The sequence below is a fragment of the Streptomyces sp. NPDC049040 genome (assembly GCF_043197715.1).
Classification (GTDB): Bacteria; Actinomycetota; Actinomycetes; order Streptomycetales; family Streptomycetaceae; genus Actinacidiphila.
On the sequence record NZ_JBICTO010000022.1, the window covers coordinates 69,740 to 89,142 of the forward strand.

20 protein-coding genes are annotated in these 19,403 nt (G+C 71.3%); 16 read left to right on the forward strand and 4 right to left on the reverse strand.

Features of this window, described 5'->3' with window-relative positions:
* Window positions 1-46 precede the first annotated feature (46 nt).
* The 12 genes from ACGFMP_RS32935 (at window position 47) to ACGFMP_RS32990 (ending at window position 9,309) form a co-directional block, all read left to right on the forward strand.
* Window positions 47-862 (forward strand): DUF2127 domain-containing protein, encoded by an 816-nt coding sequence (locus tag ACGFMP_RS32935; RefSeq protein WP_393677152.1) that lies wholly within the window; start codon window positions 47-49, stop codon window positions 860-862.
* A 3-nt stretch (window positions 863-865) separates the two neighbouring features.
* Window positions 866-1,504, forward strand: coding sequence for an AIM24 family protein (locus tag ACGFMP_RS32940; RefSeq protein ID WP_393677154.1), 639 nt, complete (start codon window positions 866-868; stop codon window positions 1,502-1,504).
* Complete coding sequence (locus ACGFMP_RS32945; protein WP_393677155.1) at window positions 1,505-2,155, forward strand: AIM24 family protein; 651 nt, start codon at window positions 1,505-1,507, stop codon at window positions 2,153-2,155. It abuts the gene before it with no gap.
* Window positions 2,152-2,865 (forward strand): AIM24 family protein, encoded by a 714-nt coding sequence (locus ACGFMP_RS32950; protein WP_393677157.1) that lies wholly within the window; start codon window positions 2,152-2,154, stop codon window positions 2,863-2,865. The genes ACGFMP_RS32945 and ACGFMP_RS32950 overlap by 4 nt, the downstream gene beginning before the upstream one ends.
* A 93-nt stretch (window positions 2,866-2,958) precedes the next feature.
* Complete coding sequence (locus tag ACGFMP_RS32955) at window positions 2,959-3,441, forward strand: MarR family winged helix-turn-helix transcriptional regulator (protein WP_393677159.1); 483 nt, start codon at window positions 2,959-2,961, stop codon at window positions 3,439-3,441.
* A 94-nt stretch (window positions 3,442-3,535) separates the two neighbouring features.
* A complete protein-coding gene (locus ACGFMP_RS32960) occupies window positions 3,536-4,096 on the forward strand; it encodes a SigE family RNA polymerase sigma factor (protein ID WP_393677160.1) in 561 nt (186 codons plus the stop codon).
* Window positions 4,089-4,964, forward strand: a complete 876-nt coding sequence (locus tag ACGFMP_RS32965; RefSeq protein WP_393677162.1) for a hypothetical protein — start codon at window positions 4,089-4,091, stop codon at window positions 4,962-4,964. Before ACGFMP_RS32960 ends, ACGFMP_RS32965 begins: the two co-directional genes overlap by 8 nt.
* Before the next feature lie 17 nt (window positions 4,965-4,981).
* Window positions 4,982-6,244, forward strand: a complete 1,263-nt coding sequence (locus tag ACGFMP_RS32970) for an Ig-like domain-containing protein (RefSeq protein WP_393677163.1) — start codon at window positions 4,982-4,984, stop codon at window positions 6,242-6,244.
* Between the two features lie 46 nt (window positions 6,245-6,290).
* Entirely contained in the window at window positions 6,291-6,800 is a 510-nt protein-coding gene (locus tag ACGFMP_RS32975; protein WP_393677165.1) for a MarR family winged helix-turn-helix transcriptional regulator, read from the forward strand.
* Between the two features lie 83 nt (window positions 6,801-6,883).
* Window positions 6,884-7,225 carry a DUF3817 domain-containing protein gene (locus ACGFMP_RS32980; protein ID WP_393677166.1) on the forward strand — a complete coding sequence of 114 codons (342 nt, stop codon included), beginning with the start codon at window positions 6,884-6,886 and terminating at the stop codon, window positions 7,223-7,225.
* Between the two features lie 72 nt (window positions 7,226-7,297).
* Complete coding sequence (locus ACGFMP_RS32985; protein ID WP_393677168.1) at window positions 7,298-8,998, forward strand: methylmalonyl-CoA mutase; 1,701 nt, start codon at window positions 7,298-7,300, stop codon at window positions 8,996-8,998.
* A gap of 104 nt (window positions 8,999-9,102) precedes the next feature.
* Window positions 9,103-9,309, forward strand: a complete 207-nt coding sequence (locus tag ACGFMP_RS32990; protein WP_393677169.1) for a DUF397 domain-containing protein — start codon at window positions 9,103-9,105, stop codon at window positions 9,307-9,309.
* Between the two features lie 10 nt (window positions 9,310-9,319).
* Here ACGFMP_RS32990 and ACGFMP_RS32995 read toward each other — a convergent pair whose 3' ends face one another.
* On the reverse strand, window positions 9,320-9,955 hold the full coding sequence (locus ACGFMP_RS32995; protein ID WP_393677170.1) for a TetR/AcrR family transcriptional regulator: 636 nt from the start codon (window positions 9,953-9,955) through the stop codon (window positions 9,320-9,322).
* A 294-nt stretch (window positions 9,956-10,249) separates the two neighbouring features.
* On the opposite strand from ACGFMP_RS32995, the gene ACGFMP_RS33000 reads away from it, so the two are divergent.
* The 4 genes from ACGFMP_RS33000 (at window position 10,250) to ACGFMP_RS33015 (ending at window position 14,510) form a co-directional block, all read left to right on the forward strand.
* A complete protein-coding gene (locus ACGFMP_RS33000) occupies window positions 10,250-11,227 on the forward strand; it encodes a tetratricopeptide repeat protein (protein WP_393677172.1) in 978 nt (325 codons plus the stop codon).
* Between the two features lie 621 nt (window positions 11,228-11,848).
* Entirely contained in the window at window positions 11,849-12,475 is a 627-nt protein-coding gene (locus ACGFMP_RS33005) for a DUF6230 family protein (RefSeq protein WP_393677174.1), read from the forward strand.
* Window positions 12,476-12,574: 99 nt separating this feature from the next.
* Window positions 12,575-13,177, forward strand: coding sequence for a DUF6114 domain-containing protein (locus ACGFMP_RS33010; RefSeq protein ID WP_393677176.1), 603 nt, complete (start codon window positions 12,575-12,577; stop codon window positions 13,175-13,177).
* Window positions 13,167-14,510: a hypothetical protein gene (locus ACGFMP_RS33015; protein ID WP_393677177.1), complete on the forward strand. Its 1,344-nt coding sequence runs from the start codon at window positions 13,167-13,169 to the stop codon at window positions 14,508-14,510. The genes ACGFMP_RS33010 and ACGFMP_RS33015 overlap by 11 nt, the downstream gene beginning before the upstream one ends.
* 97 nt (window positions 14,511-14,607) lie before the next feature.
* Here the strand turns inward: ACGFMP_RS33015 and pyk are convergent, their stop codons facing one another.
* The 3 genes from pyk to pta form a co-directional block, all read right to left on the reverse strand.
* Window positions 14,608-16,026, reverse strand: coding sequence for a pyruvate kinase (gene pyk / locus ACGFMP_RS33020; protein WP_393677179.1), 1,419 nt, complete (start codon window positions 16,024-16,026; stop codon window positions 14,608-14,610).
* A gap of 66 nt (window positions 16,027-16,092) precedes the next feature.
* The gene (locus ACGFMP_RS33025) at window positions 16,093-17,265 is read right to left on the reverse strand and encodes an acetate kinase (RefSeq protein ID WP_393677181.1); all 1,173 of its coding nucleotides are present in this window, start codon (window positions 17,263-17,265) and stop codon (window positions 16,093-16,095) included.
* Window positions 17,262-19,346, reverse strand: a complete 2,085-nt coding sequence (pta, locus tag ACGFMP_RS33030; RefSeq protein WP_393677182.1) for a phosphate acetyltransferase — start codon at window positions 19,344-19,346, stop codon at window positions 17,262-17,264. Before pta ends, ACGFMP_RS33025 begins: the two co-directional genes overlap by 4 nt.
* Between the last annotated feature and the right edge of the window lie 57 nt (window positions 19,347-19,403).

A 19,403-nucleotide genomic window follows, 5' to 3' on the forward strand; every position in this document is an offset into this window, starting at 1 on the left:
TCCCTGTCCACGACATCGTTACGTACACGACGGGGACCGAGACACGATGAGCATCGACTGGGACCGCCGGCACTGCGCCCGCAAGGGCCACATCACCTACGCGCCCGACGAGCTGCGGCTGCGCGCCCGGCTGCACGCCAGCACCGTGGTGGGCGAGGTGTGGCGCTGCCTGCGCTGCGGCGACTTCGTGCTGGGCGAGCCGCACGGCACGGGCCCCGCCGACCAGGCGCCGCTGGTGCCGCGCGGCCGGGCGCTGCGCGACCTGTTCATCCTGCGCTTCCTCGCGATCGAGCGGATCCTGCGCGGGCTGCTGATCATCCTGGCCGCCTGGGCGGTGTGGAAGTTCAGCAATTCGCAGGACGCGGTGCGCAAGCTCTTCGAGGACGACCTCACCGCCTTCAAGCCGGTCGGCGAGCACTTCCACTACGACCTGGACCACTCGCCCGTCGTCGACACCATCCGCAAGGCCTTCGACTACAAGAAGTCCACCCTGCACCTCGTCGCCGCCGCGCTGCTCGGATACGCGCTGATCGAGATCATCGAGGGCTTCGGCCTGTGGTGGGCCAAGCGCTGGGCGGAATACCTCACGGTCGTGGCCACCGCGGCCTTCCTCCCGCTCGAGGTCTACGAGCTGACCGAGAAGCTCAGCTACTTCAAGATCGGCACGCTCGCCCTCAACGTGCTGGCCGTCCTCTACATCCTGCTCGGCAAGCGGCTGTTCGGGCTGCGCGGCGGGCACGCGGCCTTCGAGGCGCAGCGGCGCACCGCCTCGCTGCTCGAGGTCAAGGAGGCGGCGGGCGAGAGCGGCGAACCGCTCGAACCGCTGCCGGTACGCCCCCGCACCGCCGCGGACAGCGGCTGACCCATGGCGACCTTCAGGCTCCAGGGCACCCGGGTGCTCGCCGTCGACCTGGCCGGCGACGCGGTCAAGGCCAAGAAGGGCGCCATGGTCGCCTACGACGGCGAGATGACGTTCAAGAAGATGGCCGGCGGCGGCGAGGGCCTGCGCGGCCTGGTCACCCGGCGGATCACCGGCGAGGCGATGGCGGTGATGGAGGTCAAGGGCCACGGCACCTGCTGGTTCGCCGACCGCGCCACCGAGATCAACCTGGTCCGCCTCACCGGCGGGAAACTGCACGTCGAGGCCTCCAACCTGCTGGTCACCGAGCCCTCGCTGCGCACCGGCACCACCTTCACGGGACTGCGCGGCGCCTCCCAGGGAAACGGGCTGTTCACCACCACCGTCGAGGGCACGGGACAGGCCGCGATCATGTCCGCCGGCCCGGCGATCGTGCTGCGGGTGACGGCCGGCACCCCGCTGGTCGTCGACCCGGGCGCCTATGTCGCCCACACCGGCGAGCTGCGCCAGCAGCTGCGCTCCTCCGTGGGCCTGCGCACCCTGATCGGCGAGGGCTCGGGCGAGAGCTTCCAGATCCACTTCGAGGGCGAGGGCCTGGTCTACGTGCAGCCCAGCGAGCGCAATACGGTCGGGGGGCAGATCTAGATGGCCTTCACCCGCCTCAACTCCAAGCTGGTCGAGGCCAGGATCGTGCCCGGACAGCGGATGTTCAGCCAGCGCGGCGCGATGCTGGCCTACCGCGGCCGGGTCACCTTCACCCCCAGCATCGCCGGCGGCCAGGGCGGTGTGATGTCGATGATCGGCCGCCGGGTCGCCAACGAGGCGACCCCGCTGATGATCGTGGAGGGCGACGGCCTGGTGATGTTCGGCCACGGCGGCCACCACATCCACACCGTGGACCTCACCGGCGAGACGCTCTACGTGGAGGCGGACCGGCTGCTCGCCTTCGACGGCTCGCTGGCCCAGGGCACGATGTTCATGGGCTCCCAGGGCGGCGTGATGGGCGTGATACGCGGCCAGGTCACCGGGCAGGGCCTGTTCACCACCACCCTCCAGGGCAAGGGCTCGGTCGCCGTGATGGCCCACGGCGGCGTCTTCGAGCTCCCGGTCACCCCCGGCCGCCCCGTGCACGTCGACCCGCAGGCGTACGTCGCCCACCGCGGCGAGGTGCGCAACAAGCTGGCCACCGCGGTGGGCTGGCGCGAGATGGTCGGCCGCGGTTCCGGTGAGGCCTTCCAACTCGAGCTCAGCGGCCAGGGCACGGTCTACGTGCAGGCCTCGGAGGAGAAGCTGTGAACCACGGCGAAGGCCCCGTCGTCCACGACCCGCACACCCTGCCGTCCGACGACAACGTCAACCCGTACGCCTTCTGCGTCGACCTCGACGGCCAGTGGTTCCTGCAGAAGGGGAAGATGATCGCCTACTACGGGCAGATCGACTTCCACGGCATCGGGCACGGCCCGCTCGACCACCTCGTCGCGGCGAACTTCCACTCCCCGCTGCACGCGGCCGCCTGGGTGGTCGCCCAAGGCCGCGGCAAGATGCTGCTCGCCGACCGGGCGTACGACATCAACTCCTACGACCTCGAGGACGGCAACCTCACCATCCGCTCGGGCAACCTGCTGGCCTTCCAGCCGGGGCTCGCCCTCAAGCAGTCGATCATCCCCGGCTTCCTGACCCTCATCGGCACCGGCAAGTTCGTCGCCGCCTCCAACGGGGCCGTGCACTTCGTGGAACCGCCGATCCGGGTCGACCCGCAGGCACTCGTCGGCTGGGCCGACTGCCCCAGCCCCTGCCACCACTACGACCACGCGTACCTGCGCGGCATCCTCGGCGGCATCAGGGCGCTCACCGGCATCGGGGGCGCGTCGGGTGAGGAGCACCAGTTCGAGTTCACCGGGGCGGGGCAGGTACTGCTGCAGTCCACCGAGCAGTTGATGCCCGCGGCGGAGACCGGCGGCGTCCCCGGCAGCGCGGGCGCCGGAGTGCCGGGCGCCGGGGTATAGGTCCATACCAGCTCAGGGCATATCGCTGCTTACCGTGACCGGATCACTACCCTGGCGATCATCCGGTATTCAACGGACGGTAGAATTCCCGGTATGACCACCGAGACCGCGGAAAGCGCCGCCACCTGGCTCACCGAGGAGGAGCAGCGCGCCTGGCGCATCCACCTCGACGTCAGCCGGCTGCTGATGTACCAGCTGGAGCGTGACCTGCAGCCCTTCGGCCTGACCAACAACGACTACGAGATCCTCGTCAACCTCTCGGAAGCCGACGACCGGCGGATGCGGATGAGCGATCTGGCGAAGTCGACGCTCCAGTCCAAGAGCAGGCTCTCGCACCAGATCACCCGCATGGAGGCCGCAGGATTCGTCCGGCGGGAGAACTGCGAGTCCGACCGGCGCGGGCTGTACGCGGTGCTCACGGAGCAGGGCTGGGACACCATGCGGCAGGTCGCGCCCCGCCATGTCGCCTCGGTGCGCGAGCACTTCATCGACCTCATCCCCGAGCAGGACCTGGCGGCCTACCGCCGGGCCCTCACCCCGGTCGCGGCCCACCTGCGCGAGGCCCGCTCCCGCTGAGGCCGGCCCGCAGCGGGGTGCCGGCGAAAAAGATCGGCGCCGCGCGTCACAAAAGGTTGCCGTCCCGCGTGTAAGAAGCGGGAGGGCAACGTACATGAACCCAGAACCCGCGGAGCTCACCGCGGACTTCGACCAGTTCTACGCCGCGACGGCGAAGAGGATGGTCGCCGTGGTGTTCGCGGTGACCGGCGACCTCGCGGAAGCGGAGGACGCGGTCCAGGAGGCCTACGCGCGGGCGTGGCTGCGCTGGCCCGCGCTGACGGCGGAAGGCGACCCGGCCCCGTGGGTCAGGACCGTCGCGCTGCGGCTCGCGGTGAGCACCTGGCGCAAGGCGCGCAACCGCGTGCGCGCCCACTTCCGCCACGGCCCGCCCCCCGACACCCCCGGCCTGGCCCCCGACCGGGTCGCCCTGGTCGCCGCGCTGCGCGCGCTCGGCGCCGACCAGCGCACGGCCGTGGTCATGCACCATCTGCTCGACCTGCCGGTGGAGGAGATCGCCCGGGAGACCGGGGTGTCGCCCGCCGCGGTCAGGACCCGGCTGAGCCGCGGCCGCAAGGCGCTCGGCGCCCGGCTCAGGGACGAACCCGAGCCCGCAGACCCAGAACCGGCCGCCCCCGGGCGACGACGCACCGAAGGGGTGCCCCTCCATGGCTGACGAGCTCGACGACCGGTTGCGGGACCTGGCAAGTGATGCCGAACCGCTGGTCGTCCTCGCCGGGCCGCAGGCCGCCCGCCGGCACGGCGAGAGGCGCAGGGCACGGCGCAGGGCGGCAGCGGCCGGGGCGGCCGCGGCGCTGGCGCTGACCGTCGGCGGCTGGCAGTTGCTGCCCCGGCTGCAGGACGGGCCCGACACCGCCGCGGCGCCCGCCGCCTCCGCGACCCGCGCCACGGGCCAGGCCCCGACCGCGCTCCAGGAGCGGGTCGGCGCGGAGCTGCTGCCGGCCGGCTCGCTGCCCTACGCCGACAAGTGGCAGTGGACGGTGGTGAGTCCCGCGGAGGTGGCGAAGTTCCCGCTGCCCTGCGGGATGGTGCCGCTCTCCGGCGCCCGCGCCGAGGCGAGCCGCACGTATCTCGCCCGGAACATCTCGGCGGTCGCGAACTACCGCCTGTACGCCCTCGACGACGATGACGCCGCCGCCTCCCGGTCCGACGCGCTGCGCCGGCAGATGCAGACGGCGTGCGGGATCGGGCTGCCTACCGGAGGCAAGCCCTCGGCGTACTCCGATCGGGCGGAGCGCTTTTCGGGGACATCGAAGCTGCAGCCCGGGGTAGCGGTGTGGATGGAGAGCGAAGGCCCCTATGTCGCTGTGCTGTTCCTGACGACGCCCTCGGGCGACTCGCAGAGCCTTCTCCAGAGCACCGGGGTCGAGAAGTGCATCGCCGCCTCGCTCGGCCGGCTGGTCGCGCCCGGCGCACCGCGCTCGCCGCACGCGGGCAGCGGCGAGAGCGAGAACGCCGGCAAGAACGCCGTCCCGGGCAAGGACACCGGCTCCGGCGGCGTCCCTTCACCCGACAACTGCTGAGAGGGAATCGAACCGCCGTGTACCGCATACGCATTCCCCGTATCCCCCGTCCGCGGGCGCTCGCCGTGCCCGCCGTGCTGCTGGCCCTCGTGCTCGGCGCCACCGCGTGCGACAGCCACGACAGTTCGGCGGGCGGCGACCGGCCGCCCGGCAAGGGCGGCGGCGCGACATCGACCGCCGCCGGCCCCCGGGTCACCGTGAGCCCCGCCGCGGGCAAGAGCGGCGTCGCCCCTGGCAGCCCGGTCACCGTGGCGGTCGCCGGCGGCACCCTCGGCGCCGTCACCGTCACCCCGCAGGGCAAGTCGTCCGACGGTGTCGACCCGGTGGCCGTCAGCGGCGCCCTCGACCAGGCGGCCCACACCTGGACCTCGGACCGCACGATGACCCCGGGCACCTCCTACAAGGTCACCGTCACCGCGGCCGACGCGGCGGGCAAGCGGTCGCAGACGACCAGCACCTTCCGCACGGCCGCCGCGGCCAAGGTCAACGGCGTCACCCCGACCCCGCTCAACAACGCCGTGGTCGGCGTCGCGCTGCCGGTGTCGCTCGCCTTCGACGTACCCGTCACCGACAAGGCGGCCGTCGAGAAGGCACTGACCCTCACCACGACCCCGGCCGTGCGGGGCAGCTGGGGCTGGCTCACCGACCCGCTGACCGGAATCCAGCGGGTCGACTGGCGGCCGGACACGTACTGGACCACCGGCACCAAGGTCACGCTGACCGCGAAGCTCAGCGGCATCGACACCGGCGGCGGGCACTTCCTGCGCCGCGACATCCACGACACCTTCAGCATCGGCACCGCCCGGGTCTCGTACGCCGACCTCGCCAAGCACACCATGCGGGTCACCGAGAACGGCCGCACCGTCAAGCAGTTCAAGATCTCCGCGGGCAGCGCCGGCTTCCCCACCTGGAACGGCAAGATGGTCGTGATGACCAAGCAGTCCGACGTCCGTATGACCTCGGCGTCGGTCGGCATCGCCACGGACAAGGACGCCGCCGACTTCTACGACGAGGACGTCAAGGACGCGGTGCGCATCACCTCTTCGGGCACGTTTGTGCACGCGGCGCCCTGGAACGACCGCTACATGGGCAAGGAGAACAAGAGCCACGGCTGCATCGGGATGAGCGCGGCGGACGCCAAGTGGTTCTTCGACAAGGCCACCCGCGGTGACCTGGTCGTCACCACCGGGTCGAGCCGGGCCGTGGTCGACAAGGGCAACGGGTACGGCGAGTGGAATCTCAGCGCGGACCAGTGGCACGCACTGAGCGCGCTCGCCTGACGAGACACCTGTGCCCGGTATGTGACCGGCGGGTAGGCTCAGGGCCGTGTCAAAGCCCCTGAGCCTGCCCTTCGACCCGATCGCCCGCGCCGACGAGCTGTGGGCAATGCGCTGGGGCGGCGTGCCGTCGATGGGCGCGATCACCTCGATCATGCGCGCCCAGCAGATCCTGCTCGGCCAGGTGGACGCGGTGGTCAAGCCGTACGGGCTGACCTTCGCGCGCTACGAGGCGCTGGTGCTGCTCACCTTCTCCAAGGCGGGCGAGCTGCCGATGTCGAAGATCGGCGAGCGCCTGATGGTGCACCCCACCTCGGTCACCAACACCGTCGACCGGCTGGTCTCGGCCGGCCTGGTCGACAAGCGCCCCAACCCCAACGACGGCCGCGGCACCCTCGCCTCGATCACCGACAAGGGACGCGAGATCGTCGAGTCCGCCACCCGCGACCTGATGGCGATGGACTTCGGCCTCGGTGTCTACGACGCCGAGGAGTGCGGCGAGATCTTCGCGCTGCTGCGGCCGCTGCGGATAGCGGCGGGGGATTTCGACGAGGGCTGAGGCCCGAGCTGCGAGGTCCGGGCCGTCGGGGCAGGGGCAGGGGCGGGATCGGGGCCGGAAACGTACCGGTTAGGCTGCTTGGCATGAAACGAAGCGTGCTGACCCGCTACCGCGTGATGGCCTATGTGACGGCCGTCCTGCTGGTCGTGCTCACCCTCGGGGTCATCGGCAAGTACCTGCTGGACATCGGCGGCGCCGACGATCTCGTGCTCTACGTCGGCACCGCCCACGGCTGGCTCTATCCGGTCTACCTGATCTGCGCCTTCGAGGTCTGCTACAAGGCGAAGTGGCCGCTCGGCCGTATCGTGTGGGTGCTGCTCGCGGGCACCATCCCGACCGCCGCCTTCTTCGTGGAGCGCCGGGTCACCCGTGAGCTGACCCCGCGGATCGTCGAGCCGGAGACCGCCGAGCCGGTCAAGGCGTGACGCACGGCTCACCGTGTTTGGTGGGCCGCGCCTCATCGACATTTACTTGGACGTCCTAGTAAATTTGGACGTATGGACGCTCACGGCATTGAGGCAGGTCGCCTGCGCTGGCAGGCCCGGTACGACTCGGCCAGCAAGCGGGAGGCCGATTTCAGCACGCTGTCCGGCGACCCGGTCGAGCCCGTGTACGGCCCACCGGAGGGCGCCGAGCCGCCCGGTTTCGAGCGGATCGGCTGGCCGGGAGAGTATCCCTTCACCCGTGGCCTGCACGCCACCGGCTACCGCGGCAGGACGTGGACGATAAGGCAGTTCGCCGGCTTCGGCAATGCCGAGCAGACCAACGAGCGCTACCGCACGATCCTGGCCAACGGCGGCGGCGGCCTGTCGGTGGCCTTCGACATGCCCACCCTGATGGGCCGCGACTCCGACGACCCGCGCTCCCTCGGCGAGGTCGGCCACTGCGGGGTGGCGATCGACTCGGCCGCCGACATGGAGGTCCTGTTCAGGGACATCCCGCTGGGCGACGTCACCACCTCCATGACCATCTCGGGACCCGCCGTCCCGGTCTTCTGCATGTATCTGGTCGCCGCCGAGCGGCAGGGCATCGACCCGGCGGTGCTGAACGGCACCCTGCAGACCGACATCTTCAAGGAGTACATCGCCCAGAAGGAGTGGCTCTTCGAGCCCGCCCCGCACCTGCGGCTGATCGGCGACCTGATGGAGCACTGCGCCGCCTCGATCCCGGCGTACAAACCGCTGTCGGTCTCCGGCTACCACATCCGCGAGGCGGGCGCGACGGCGGCGCAGGAGCTGGCGTACACCCTGGCCGACGGCTTCGGGTACGTGGAGCTGGGCCTCAGCCGCGGCCTGGACGTGAACGCGTTCGCTCCCGGCCTTTCCTTCTTCTTCGACGCGCACCTGGACTTCTTCGAGGAGATCGCCAAATTCCGCGCCGCCCGCCGCATCTGGGCCCGCTGGATGCGGGACGTCTACGGGGCCACCTCGGACAAGGCGCAGTGGCTGCGCTTCCACACCCAGACCGCGGGGGTGTCGCTGACCGCGCAGCAGCCGTACAACAACGTGGTGCGCACCGCGGTCGAGGCGCTGTCCGCGGTCCTCGGCGGCACCAACTCGCTGCACACCAACGCGCTGGACGAGACGCTGGCGCTGCCCAGCGAGCAGGCCGCCGAGATCGCGCTGCGCACCCAGCAGGTGCTGATGGAGGAGACCGGGGTGGCCAACGTCGCCGACCCGCTCGGCGGCTCCTGGTACGTCGAGGCGCTGACCGACCGGATCGAGCGGGACGCCGAGCGCATCTTCGACCGGATCAAGGAGCTGGGCGCCCGCGCGGTGCCGAACGGCGAGCACCCGGTCGGCCCGATCACCTCCGGCATCCTGCGCGGCATCGAGGACGGCTACTTCACCGGGGAGATCGCCGAGTCCGCCTTCCAATACCAGCGGGCCCTGGAGAAGGGCGACAAGCGGGTCGTCGGCGTCAACTGCCACCACGGCTCGGTCACCGGCGACCTGGAGATCCTGCGGGTCGGGCACGAGGTCGAGCGCGACCAGGTACGGGTGCTGGCCGACCGCAGGGCTGCCAGGGACGAGGCGGCGGTGCGCCGCGGCCTGGACGAGATGCTCGCCGCGGCCCGCTCCGGCGGCAACATGATCGCGCCGATGCTCGACGCGGTGCGGGCCGAGGCCACCCTCGGCGAGATCTGCGACGTGCTGCGCGAGGAGTGGGGCACATACGCGGAACCAGCCCGCTTCTGAGCGCCCTCCGCGTCCCCCCGTCCGCCCCGTCCGGCGCTGACCTGGCGCGGTCGTCGATCGGTAGATTCGAGGCCGACCGACCCGCTCTCCAGGAAAGGACGTGTGTGGCCCTCGAAGCAACCGTCGGCGACGACGGGATGGTCTACATCAGGGAGACAGAGCAGCCGGACGTGGTGGCCGTGACCACCGCGGCGAAATGGGAGGCGTTCGTCAAGGGCGTCATGGCGGGGGAGTTCGACCACTTCGTGGCAGGGGTGGTCGAGGCGGTAGGTGTGGCCGGTGGGGAGGCCGCCGCGTGCAACAGGTCCTGAACGCAGTTTCTCACTGCGGGTCCTGAGCGGTGTGCAGACCGGCGAGACCGACGACGAGGAGAACGGCGAGCCGGCCCGCCCACTCCTCGTCGACCGGTTCGGAACTGACCATCACCCGGTGCACCACGGCGCCGGCGACCACGTCGAAGACCAGATCGTCCCTCGCGGGTCCCGCGGCACTGTCCTCGGGCGGGATCTCGCCGCGCTGCTGGGCGCGCTTCCTGCCCAGCACCACCAGATGCTTCTGCCGGTCCACGATCGCCTCGCGGATCCGGGTCCTCAGCGCGTCGTCGTGCGCGGCCTCGGCGATCACCGCCATCAGCGCCGTCCTGGTCTCCGGCCGGTTCAGCAGCTCCGCGAAGCGCAGTACCACGCCCTGGATGTCGGCCTCCAGGCTGCCGAGGTCCGGCAGGTCGAGCTGCTCCTCGAAGAGCGCGGCCACCGCGTCGACCACCAGCTCGTTCTTGCCCGCCCAGCGCCGGTAGAGGGTGGTCTTGGCCACCCCCGCGCGGGCCGCGACGTCGCCGAGGGTGAGCCTGCCCCAGCCCTGCTCCGCCAGCGCGCTCCTGGTGGCCGCCAGGATCGCACGGTCCGCCTCGGCACTTCGCGGGCGTCCGGTGCGTTTGCTGGGGGAGAAGGGGCACATAGGCCGGACCATACCGGCCGGTAATCAGCGTGACGAGTGAGCGGTATCACAGCGGGCGGTGCCGCGGCGAAGATCCCGGCGCAGTTACGCTACGGGTCGTAGCGAAAGTTTGCCGTGGCCTCGCGTGCCGCGGCATCCGGCGACAACCACACCGGTACGGATGGGGATCCGTACCACCGCACAGCAGTGCAGCATGACACGACCGGGTGGTCGCGACCCCGCAAACCGGCGGGGAAGCCGGGCCTGATCCGGGGTCTGTGCACGATCGGGTCCAGGAGGGGGGAGGATTGCCTCATGCAGCCACGGAACATGTCCATGAGCGGCGTGGTCGACCTCGCCGCGGTGAAGGCGGCCGGTGAGGCCAAGGTCAAGGCCGAGCAGGCCAGAGCGCAGCGGCAGGACGCCGGCGCCGACGCCACCACCGCTTCCCCGCTCGTCATCGAGGTGACCGAGGCGACCTTCGAGAGCGATGTGCTCGAACGCTCCGCCGAGGTCCCGGTCGTCATCAGTTTCTGGGCCGACCAGGCCGAGCAGAGCAAGCAGCTCAACGAGGTGCTCGAACGGCTCGCCGGCGAGTACCGCGGCCGGTTCGTGCTGGCCACCGCCGAGGTGTACGCCAACCAGATGCTCTTCCAGCAGTTCGGCGTGCAGGGCGTGCCCGCGGTCTTCGCGGTGCTCGCGGGCCAGGCGATGCCGCTCTTCCAGGGCCTCGCGCCCGAGGACCAGGTCACCGAGGTGCTCGACCAGCTGATCGCGGTCGCCGAGCAGCGGTTCGGCATCGTCGGCGCCGACGTCGACCCGGGTGCCGCGGCCCCCGCGCAGGCCCAGGAGCCGGCGCCGCCGCGCCCGGCCACCCCGCAGGAGCTGGCGCTGACCGCCGCGCACGACGCGCTGGACGCCGGCGATCTGAGCGGCGCCATCCGCGCCTACCGCGACGTGCTGGCCGACGAGCCGGCGAACGCCGAGGCCAAGCTCGGTCTCGCGCAGGCCGAACTGCTCGACCGGGTCCAGGGCGTCGACCAGCAGGCCGCCAGGAAGGCCGCGGCCGACGCGCCGGGCGATGTGCAGGCGCAACTCACCGCGGCCGACCTCGACCTGGTCGGCGGTCATGTGGAGGACGCCTTCGGCCGTCTGGTGGACACCGTCCGCCGCACCTTCGGCGACGAGCGGGACACCGTCCGGGTGCGGCTGCTCGAACTGTTCGAGGTCATCGGCCCTGATGACCCGCGGGTGGGCAGTGCCCGCACCGCGCTGGCCAGGGTGCTGTTCTGACGGCCGGGTGCGCAGCGATTTAGCGATTCGGCGACCGCTCTTTATCAAACCGTGACAGTGGGCGGTCGCCGTCACCCCCGGTGAGATCGGCGCCCTGATTTGCCGGTCGTTGGTGACATTTGCCGGACTTCCTCACCCACGATTCCGCTACGCGGTGTGAGATCACTCCGAGTGGCGACCCCGCGTGCGGCACTCTTGCGTTACTCGCTGGTAACGATCCCCTTGTGCGGCGGCCTGGAATGGACCACGATCGGCCAAGCTCGGTCCGTAGCCATTGCCCGGCATCCAGTCGGCGCCACGGCCAACGGGTCCCCGCCGAGCGGGAGTGCGCGGCGACCCGTCGTGCCTCCAGGGCAGGGGGGTCTCCGTCCAGCGGATGGAACCGGATGGAGCCTGTCCAGCAGGTTGCGCGAGAGCGTGGCCAGTGGTTGTCGCTCGGGGGTGATCGCCGACGTCTCGGACATCGCCGTCCGGACTCCGCAGGGACCCCTCGAGGGCTCCCTCCCGGAGGGACGGCCTCGCCCGACCCGGCGCTCTCCTTCCCGAGGACGTAGCACTTCTCCCATCCCAGGCCAGGACCCGAACTCCTGGCCGGAGATGTACGTCCGAGAAGGAGGAAACATGGAATCGCTCGTTCGTGGCGGTACCAGATGGCGCCGGTTCGCCGTCGTCATGGTGCCGAGCGTTGCGGCCACCGCCGCGATAGGCGTGGCGCTGGCTCAGGGCGCGCTCGCCGCGTCGTTCAGCGTGTCGGGCCAGCAGTTCAAGGTCAGTGCGGCGACTCTGCACGGTACGGGCTTCGAGCAGTACGGCGCGCTCGATGTCAAGCAGGACGGCAAGTACGTGCCGGTGGCCGTTTCGGCGTTCACCGACGCGACCATCACCGGCCTGTGCCAGTCGGTGGTCATCCCGACGCCGATCGGGAACGTGACGCTGAAGCTGACCGCCGGCAACGGCGGCAAGAAGGTCAAGGCGCACAACCTCTACATCGACCTCGACCAGCTCGACGCCGATGCCGTCTTCCACGACATCAACATCGGTGTCGCGGCGGGTGCCAAGGGCCAGCCCGGTCCCGGCATCCACGACAAGGACGCCACCGACCCGGGTTCCTTCGCGCAGACGGCCCAGTCGGCCGACCTGACGGGGGTTCAGCAGACGGCGTGGGCCACCAGCGCGGGCACCTTCCGCCTGAGCGGTCTCAGCCTGCACGTGGGCATGGGCTCCGGCAAGGGCGTCGAGTGCTACTAGGCACGGTCTGAGTCGCTCTGGGCGAGCCGCGCGGGGCGCGGCTCGCCCATGGCACCGACCACTTTCCTTCGTACTGCCAGTTCCAGGGAGCTGTTTTCCATGAGCGCCGAGTCGACAGGGCTGAGTGCCCACCTCCGCCGCGGCCGTATCGCGTTCCGGCGCTGGCGGTGGCAGTGCCCGTTCTGGGCGGGGCTGCTGACGATCCTGTCCGGACTCCCCATCGGGTACCTGCCGTACAACAACGTGACCTTCGGTCAGCTGACCGTACGGATGGCGACCACCGCGGGCGCCGGTGCGTTCATCATCGGTGTGCTGCTGGTGGTGCTCGGCCTGACCATGTGGTTCCAGAGCGCGGTGCGGATCTTCGCCGGTGTCGCCACCATCCTGCTCGGCCTGGTGTCGATCCCGGTGGCCAACTTCGGCGGTCTGGTGATCGGCTTCCTGCTGGCCCTGCTCGGCGGTGCGCTCGCCGTGTCGTGGGCGCCCGGCACCCCGGCTCCCGACGTACCGGGCGAGAAGGCGGAGCTGCCCGACGGCACCCCGTACCCGGAGGGCGACGCGGCCGACCCCGGCGCGCCCGCCCCCACCGTGCCCGCGCCCGCGTTCCCCGCGGACCCGTTCACGAAGCCCGAGCCGGTGCACGCCGGTGGGCGGGCCGACGAAGACACCACCGAGGAGAACGGGAGGCACCGTGCTGGGTGACGAGGCTCAGCCGGCCGAGAGCGACGGGGAGGGCAGGGCGAGGTCAGGGCCGCGGCACGCGGCCCCGCGCAAGTCCCTGCTGACCAGGCTGCACATGCCCGCGGGCAAGGCGGTGGCGCTCGCCGCCATGCCGACCGCGGTGCTGATGGGCATGGGCTTCACCCCGCACCTGGCGCAGGCCGACGAGCTGCCCAAGAGCCCGTTCAAGCCGGGTCCCTGCGTGACCCAGCCGGACACGCCGACGCCGTCCGCGACGGACAAGGCCGACGGCGGCGACACGGGCAAGACGGCGGGCAAGTCCCAGGACAAGCCGAAGCCGGACCCGTCGACCAGCCCGACGTCCACGCCCAAGCCGTCGAGCAGCCCGGCCGCGCCCGAACCGACGACGTCGCCGAGTCCGGCCGACACCGGCAAGCCGGCCACCGAGGCGCAGCCCGACACCAAGCCGAGCGCGAGCCCGAGCCCGAGCACGACGAAGGCCACGAACCCGCTGGACCCGCTGGGCCTTGGCGACCTGCTGGGCGGCCTGCTCGGTGTCGGCGGCTCGTCGTCTTCCGCCTCCTCGGCGGCCGACACGGCGCCGACCACCCAGGCACCCTCGCCCGACCCGACGACGACCACCGCGCCGCCCGCCGCCGACCCGGTGAAGTCGACCGCCGACAGCGTGGGCAAGACCGTCAAGGACACCACGGACGCGGTCAAGGACACCGTCAAGGGCACGGCGGACGCCGCGGGGGACGCGGCGAAGGACACCGTCAAGGGCGTCACCGGCGGCGTGAAGAAGGCCACCAAGGGCGTCAAGGACGCCGCCACGCCCCCGGCCGGCACCGACGGGCAGCAGTCCTACCCCTGCCCGACGACCGACGCCCAGGCGCTGGCAGACGCGCAGGCCGAGCAGGGCATACCCCTGCTGCCCGACGACCCGTGGATCCTCAAGAGCTCGCTGCTCACCCTCTACGGCCTCGAATACCACGGCATCGTCGAGGTGAAGACCTACAGCGGGCACATCAAGAAGGTCCTGAAGTTCACCGCCTCCGGCGTGGACATCGGCGACCTGCACCAGATCCAGAACGGCGCGGGGGGCACCAAGACCCACGTCACCGCCCGTCCCGGCTCCACCTCCACGATCCGCAACGGCACGGTGACGATGTACACCGAGTCGCTCAGCGGCAATCTGCTCGGCGCGGTGCCGATCACCTTCACCCCGGAGTTCCCCCCGCCGCTCACCGTCCCGGTGCTCTTCTTCACCAACGTGACGGTCATCCAGGCGGGCCAGTTCGGCGGCGACCTCACGGTCCCCGGCATGAAGGTGCTGCCCGGCCAGAAGTCCTGACGGTCCGCTCGGCGGACACGTGCACAACGGCCGCCGGCCCGGGGAATCCCCGGGCCGGCGGCCGTTGTCACATGTCCGCCGAGCGGGCGGAGGAGGGTCAGGCCCCCAGGTGGTGGACGCGGACCAGGTTGGTGGTGCCCGCCACGCCGGGAGGGGAGCCGGCGGTGATGATGACCGTGTCGCCGTCCGTGTAGTCGGAGAGCTTGAGCATCTCGCGGTCGACGATCTTGACCATGTCGTCTGTGGTGTCGACGTGCTCGACCACGAAGGCCTCGACGCCCCAGGTCAGGGCCAGCTGGTTGCGGGTCGCCGGGTCGGTGGTGAAGGCCACCACGGGCTCCGGGACGCGGTAGCGGGCCAGGCGGCGGGCGGTGTCACCGGACTTGGTGAAGGCGACCAGCGTCTTGGCGTCGAGGAAGTCGGCCAGCTCCGCGGCGGCGCGGGCGACGGCGCCGCCCTGCGTGCGGGGCTTCTTGCCGGGGGCCAGCGGCTGGAGGCCGCGGCACAGCAGCTCCTCCTCGGCGGCCTCGACGATACGGGCCATCGTCTTGACCGTCTCGATCGGATACTTGCCGACCGAGGACTCCGCGGACAGCATCACCGCGTCGGCACCGTCCAGGATCGCGTTGGCCACGTCGGAGGCCTCGGCGCGGGTCGGCCGGGAGTTGGTGATCATCGACTCCATCATCTGGGTCGCGACGATCACCGGTTTGGCGTTGCGCCGGCACAGCTCGACCAGCCGCTTCTGCACCACCGGCACCTGCTCCAGCGGGTATTCCACCGCCAGGTCGCCGCGGGCCACCATCACGGCGTCGAACGCCGCGACGACGTCTTCCATGTTCTTGACCGCCTGCGGCTTCTCCACCTTGGCGATGACGGGGACCCTGCGGCCCTCCTCGTCCATCACCCGGTGCACGTCGCGGACGTCCTTGGCGTCGCGCACGAAGGACAGCGCCACCATGTCGACGCCCATCTGCAGCGCGAACCGCAGGTCGGCGATGTCCTTCTCGGACAGCGCGGGGACGTTCACCGCGGCGCCCGGCAGGTTGATGCCCTTGTGGTCGGAGATCACACCGCCCTCGACGACCAGCGCCCGCACCCGCGGACCGTCCACCTCGATGACGCGCAGCGCCACGTTGCCGTCGTTGATCAGGATCGGGTCGCCCTGGGACACGTCACCGGGCAGGCCCTTGTACGTCGTCCCGCAGATGGTCTTGTCGCCGGCGACGTCCTCGGTGGTGATGGTGAACTCGTCACCCGCCACCAGCTCCACGGGGCCGTCGGCGAACTTGCCCAGACGGATCTTGGGACCCTGCAGGTCGGCGAGTACGCCGACGGCCCTGCCGGTCTCCTCGGCCACCTTGCGCACCCGCTGGTAGCGGTCCTCGTGCTCGGCGTGGCTGCCGTGGCTGAAATTCAGGCGGGCCACGTTCATGCCGGCCTCCACCAGTGTCTTCAACTGGTCGTAGGAGTCAACGGCGGGACCCAGGGTACAGACGATCTTGGCTCGGCGCATGGGCGCTATCCTATCGGTTTGTTCCGGTGCGGAATATTCCTGGGGCTTCGCGCGGCCGCGGGACGGTCAACCATCGTGCCCGGCCGGGGTCTTGTCGGCCAGTGCGTAGCTGCCGCGGGCGATCTCCAGCTCCTCGTCGGTGGGGACCACCGCCACCGCGACCCGTGACGAATCCGCCGACACCAGACGGGGAGCGGCGCCGCGCACGGCATTGCGCACCGGATCCATGGTGACACCCAGATTGTCAAGATCCGACAAGGCCGCCTCGCGAACGGCAGCCGAATTCTCGCCGACGCCCGCTGTGAAAGCGATCGCGTCGACCCGGCCGAGCACCGCGGTGAAGGCCCCCACGTAGCGGCGCAGCCGGTGCACGTAGACGTCGAAGGCCAGCTGGGCCGCCCGGTCGCCCTCCGCCATCCGGCGGCCGATCTCCCGCATGTCGTTGTCGCCGCACAGGCCGAGCAGCCCGGACTTCTTGTTGAGCAGCGTGTCGATCTCGTCCGTGCCCATCCCGCCGACCCGCTCCAGGTGGAAGACCACCGCCGGGTCCAGGTCGCCCGAGCGGGTGCCCATCACCAGGCCTTCGAGCGGCGTCAGCCCCATCGAGGTGTCGACGCACACCCCGCCGCGCACCGCCGAGGCCGAGGCCCCGTTGCCCAGGTGCAGCACGATCACATTGACCTCGGCCGGCTCCCGGCCCAGCAGTGCCGCAGTCGCCCGTGAGACGTACGCGTGCGAGGTGCCGTGGAAGCCGTAGCGGCGGATGCCGTAGCGGTCGGCGGTCGCGGTGTCGATCGCGTAGCGGGCCGCGGCCTCAGGCAGGGTGGCGTGGAAGGCGGTGTCGAAGACCGCGACCTGCGGCAGGTCGGGCCGCAGCTCCCGGGCGACCCTGATGCCGGTGACGTTGGCGGGGTTGTGCAGCGGCGCGAGCGGCACCAGCTCCTCGATGCCGGCCAGCACCTCGTCGGTGATCAGCGTCGGCTCGGTGAAGCGCGTGCCGCCGTGCACCACCCGGTGGCCGATCGCGGCCAGCTCGGGCGAGTCAAGGCCGAGACCGCGCGCCGCGAGGTCCTCGGCCGCCTGCCGCAGCGCCCGCCCGTGGTCGGTGACCCCGCCGGGCTCGCCGATCCGCTCCACCAGGCCCGAGGCCAGCCGCTGCTCGCCCGCCATGTCGATGAGCTGGTATTTCACCGACGAGGAGCCGGAGTTCAGCACCAGCACCCTGGTGGCGCGGCTCATGACGTCTCTCCCTGCTGGGCCTGGATCGCGGTGATCGCGACCGTGTTGACGATGTCCTGCACCAGCGCGCCCCGCGACAGGTCGTTCACCGGCTTGCGCAGGCCCTGGAGCACCGGGCCGACCGCGACCGCGCCGGCCGAGCGCTGCACGGCCTTGTAGGTGTTGTTGCCGGTGTTCAGGTCGGGGAAGACCAGCACGGTCGCCTGCCCGGCCACCACGGAGCCCGGCATCTTGGTGGCCGCGACGGACGGCGCCACCGCGGCGTCGTACTGGATCGGCCCCTCGACCAGGAGCTCCGGGCGCCGCTCGCGCACCAGCTCGGTGGCCGTCCGCACCTTGTCGACGTCCGCGCCGCTGCCGGAGGTGCCGGTGGAGTACGACAGCATCGCGATCCGCGGCTGCACGTCGAAGCGGGCCGCGGTGGCCGCGGCCTGGATCGCGATGTCGGCCAGCTGTTCGGCGTCCGGGTCGGGGTTGACCGCGCAGTCCCCGTAGACCAGGACCTTGTCGGCCAGGCACATGAAGAAGACCGACGAGACGATGGCCGCCCCCGGCCGGGTCTTGATGATCTCGAAGGCCGGGCGGATGGTCGCCGCGGTGGAGTGCACCGCGCCGGAGACCATGCCGTCGGCCAGCCCCTCCTGCACCATCAGGGTGCCGAAGTAGGACACGTCGGCGACCACGTCGTAGGCCAGCTCGTAGCTCACCCCCCGGTGCGCCCGCAGCTCCGCGTAGAGCGAGGCGAAGCGCTCGCGCAGCGGCGAGGTCTGCGGGTCGATGATCTGCAGGCCCGGGTCGTCGAGCGCGATGCCCAGGTCGCCGGCCTTCCTGCGGACGGCGTCCTCCTCGCCCAGCAGCGTCAGCTCGCACACCCCGCGGCGCAGCAGCACCTCGGCGGCCCGCAGGATGCGCTCCTCGGCGCCCTCCGGCAGCACGATCCGCCGCTTGTCGGCCCGCGCCCGCTCCAGCAGTGCGTGCTCGAACATCATCGGGGTGACCCGCGACGAGCGGGCCACCGAGAGCCGATCGGTCAGCTCCGCGGTGTCGACGTGGGTCTCGAAGAGCCCCAGCGCGGTCTCCGCCTTGCGCGGGGTGCCTGCGCCGAGCTTGCCGTCCAGCGTGAAAAGGCCGGTCGCGGTGGTGAACGAGCCGGTCGCGACCGCCAGCACCGGGGTGCCAGGGGCGAGCCGGTCGGCCAGCGCCAGGATCTGCGGGCCCGGCTTCTCGTCGAGCGTCAGCAGCACCCCCGCGATCGGCGGCGAGCCCGCCGAGTGCGCGGCGAGCGCCCCGATGATCAGGTCCGCCCGGTCGCCCGGGGTCACGACCATGCACCCCGGGGTCAGCCGCGGCAGGAAGGTCGGCAGCATCGCACCGCCGAAGACGAAGTCCAGCGTGTCCCTGGCCAGCCCCGCGTCGTCGCCCAGCAGCACCTCGGCGCCCAGCGTCTCGGCGATCTGCTCGACCGTGGGAGCGGCGAGGGCGGGGTCGTCGGGCAGCACGTACACGGGCACATCGGGCGAGCGGCCCAGCCTCTCCGCCGCCTCGGCGACCTCGGCCGGGTCCACCCGGTTGGCGACCATCGCGATCACGTCGCAGCCCAGGTTGGTGTACGCGTGGTGCGCGTTGCGCACCTCGGCGACCACCGACTCCGCGCTCTGCGCCCGGCCGCCGATCACCGGCAGCACCGAGGCGCCGCACTCGTTGGCCAGCCGGGCGTTGACCCCCAGCTCGGCCGGCAGGTTGGTGCCGGCGAAGTCGGAACCGAGGATCAGCACGGTCTCGTAGTCCGCGGCCACCCGCAGATAGCCCTCGACCAGCCGGGCCGTCAGCGCCTCCTGGCCCTGCTCGGCCTGGAGCGCGGCGGCCTCCTCGTACCCCATGCCGTAGACCGTCGCCTGGTCCTGGACCAGCCGGTAGCGGCCCCGCAGCAGCTCGAAGATCCGGTCGGGGGTGTCGTGCACCATCGGCCGGTAGATCCCGACCCGGTCCACCTGCCGGGTCAGCAGCTCCATCACCCCCAGCTCGACCACCTGCCGGCCGTCGCCGCGGCCGATCCCCGTGACGTAGACGCTGCGCGTCACCCCATGACTCCGATCCCTCAGCCCCTGTGTCGCGTACGCCCTGACGCTAACGTGCCC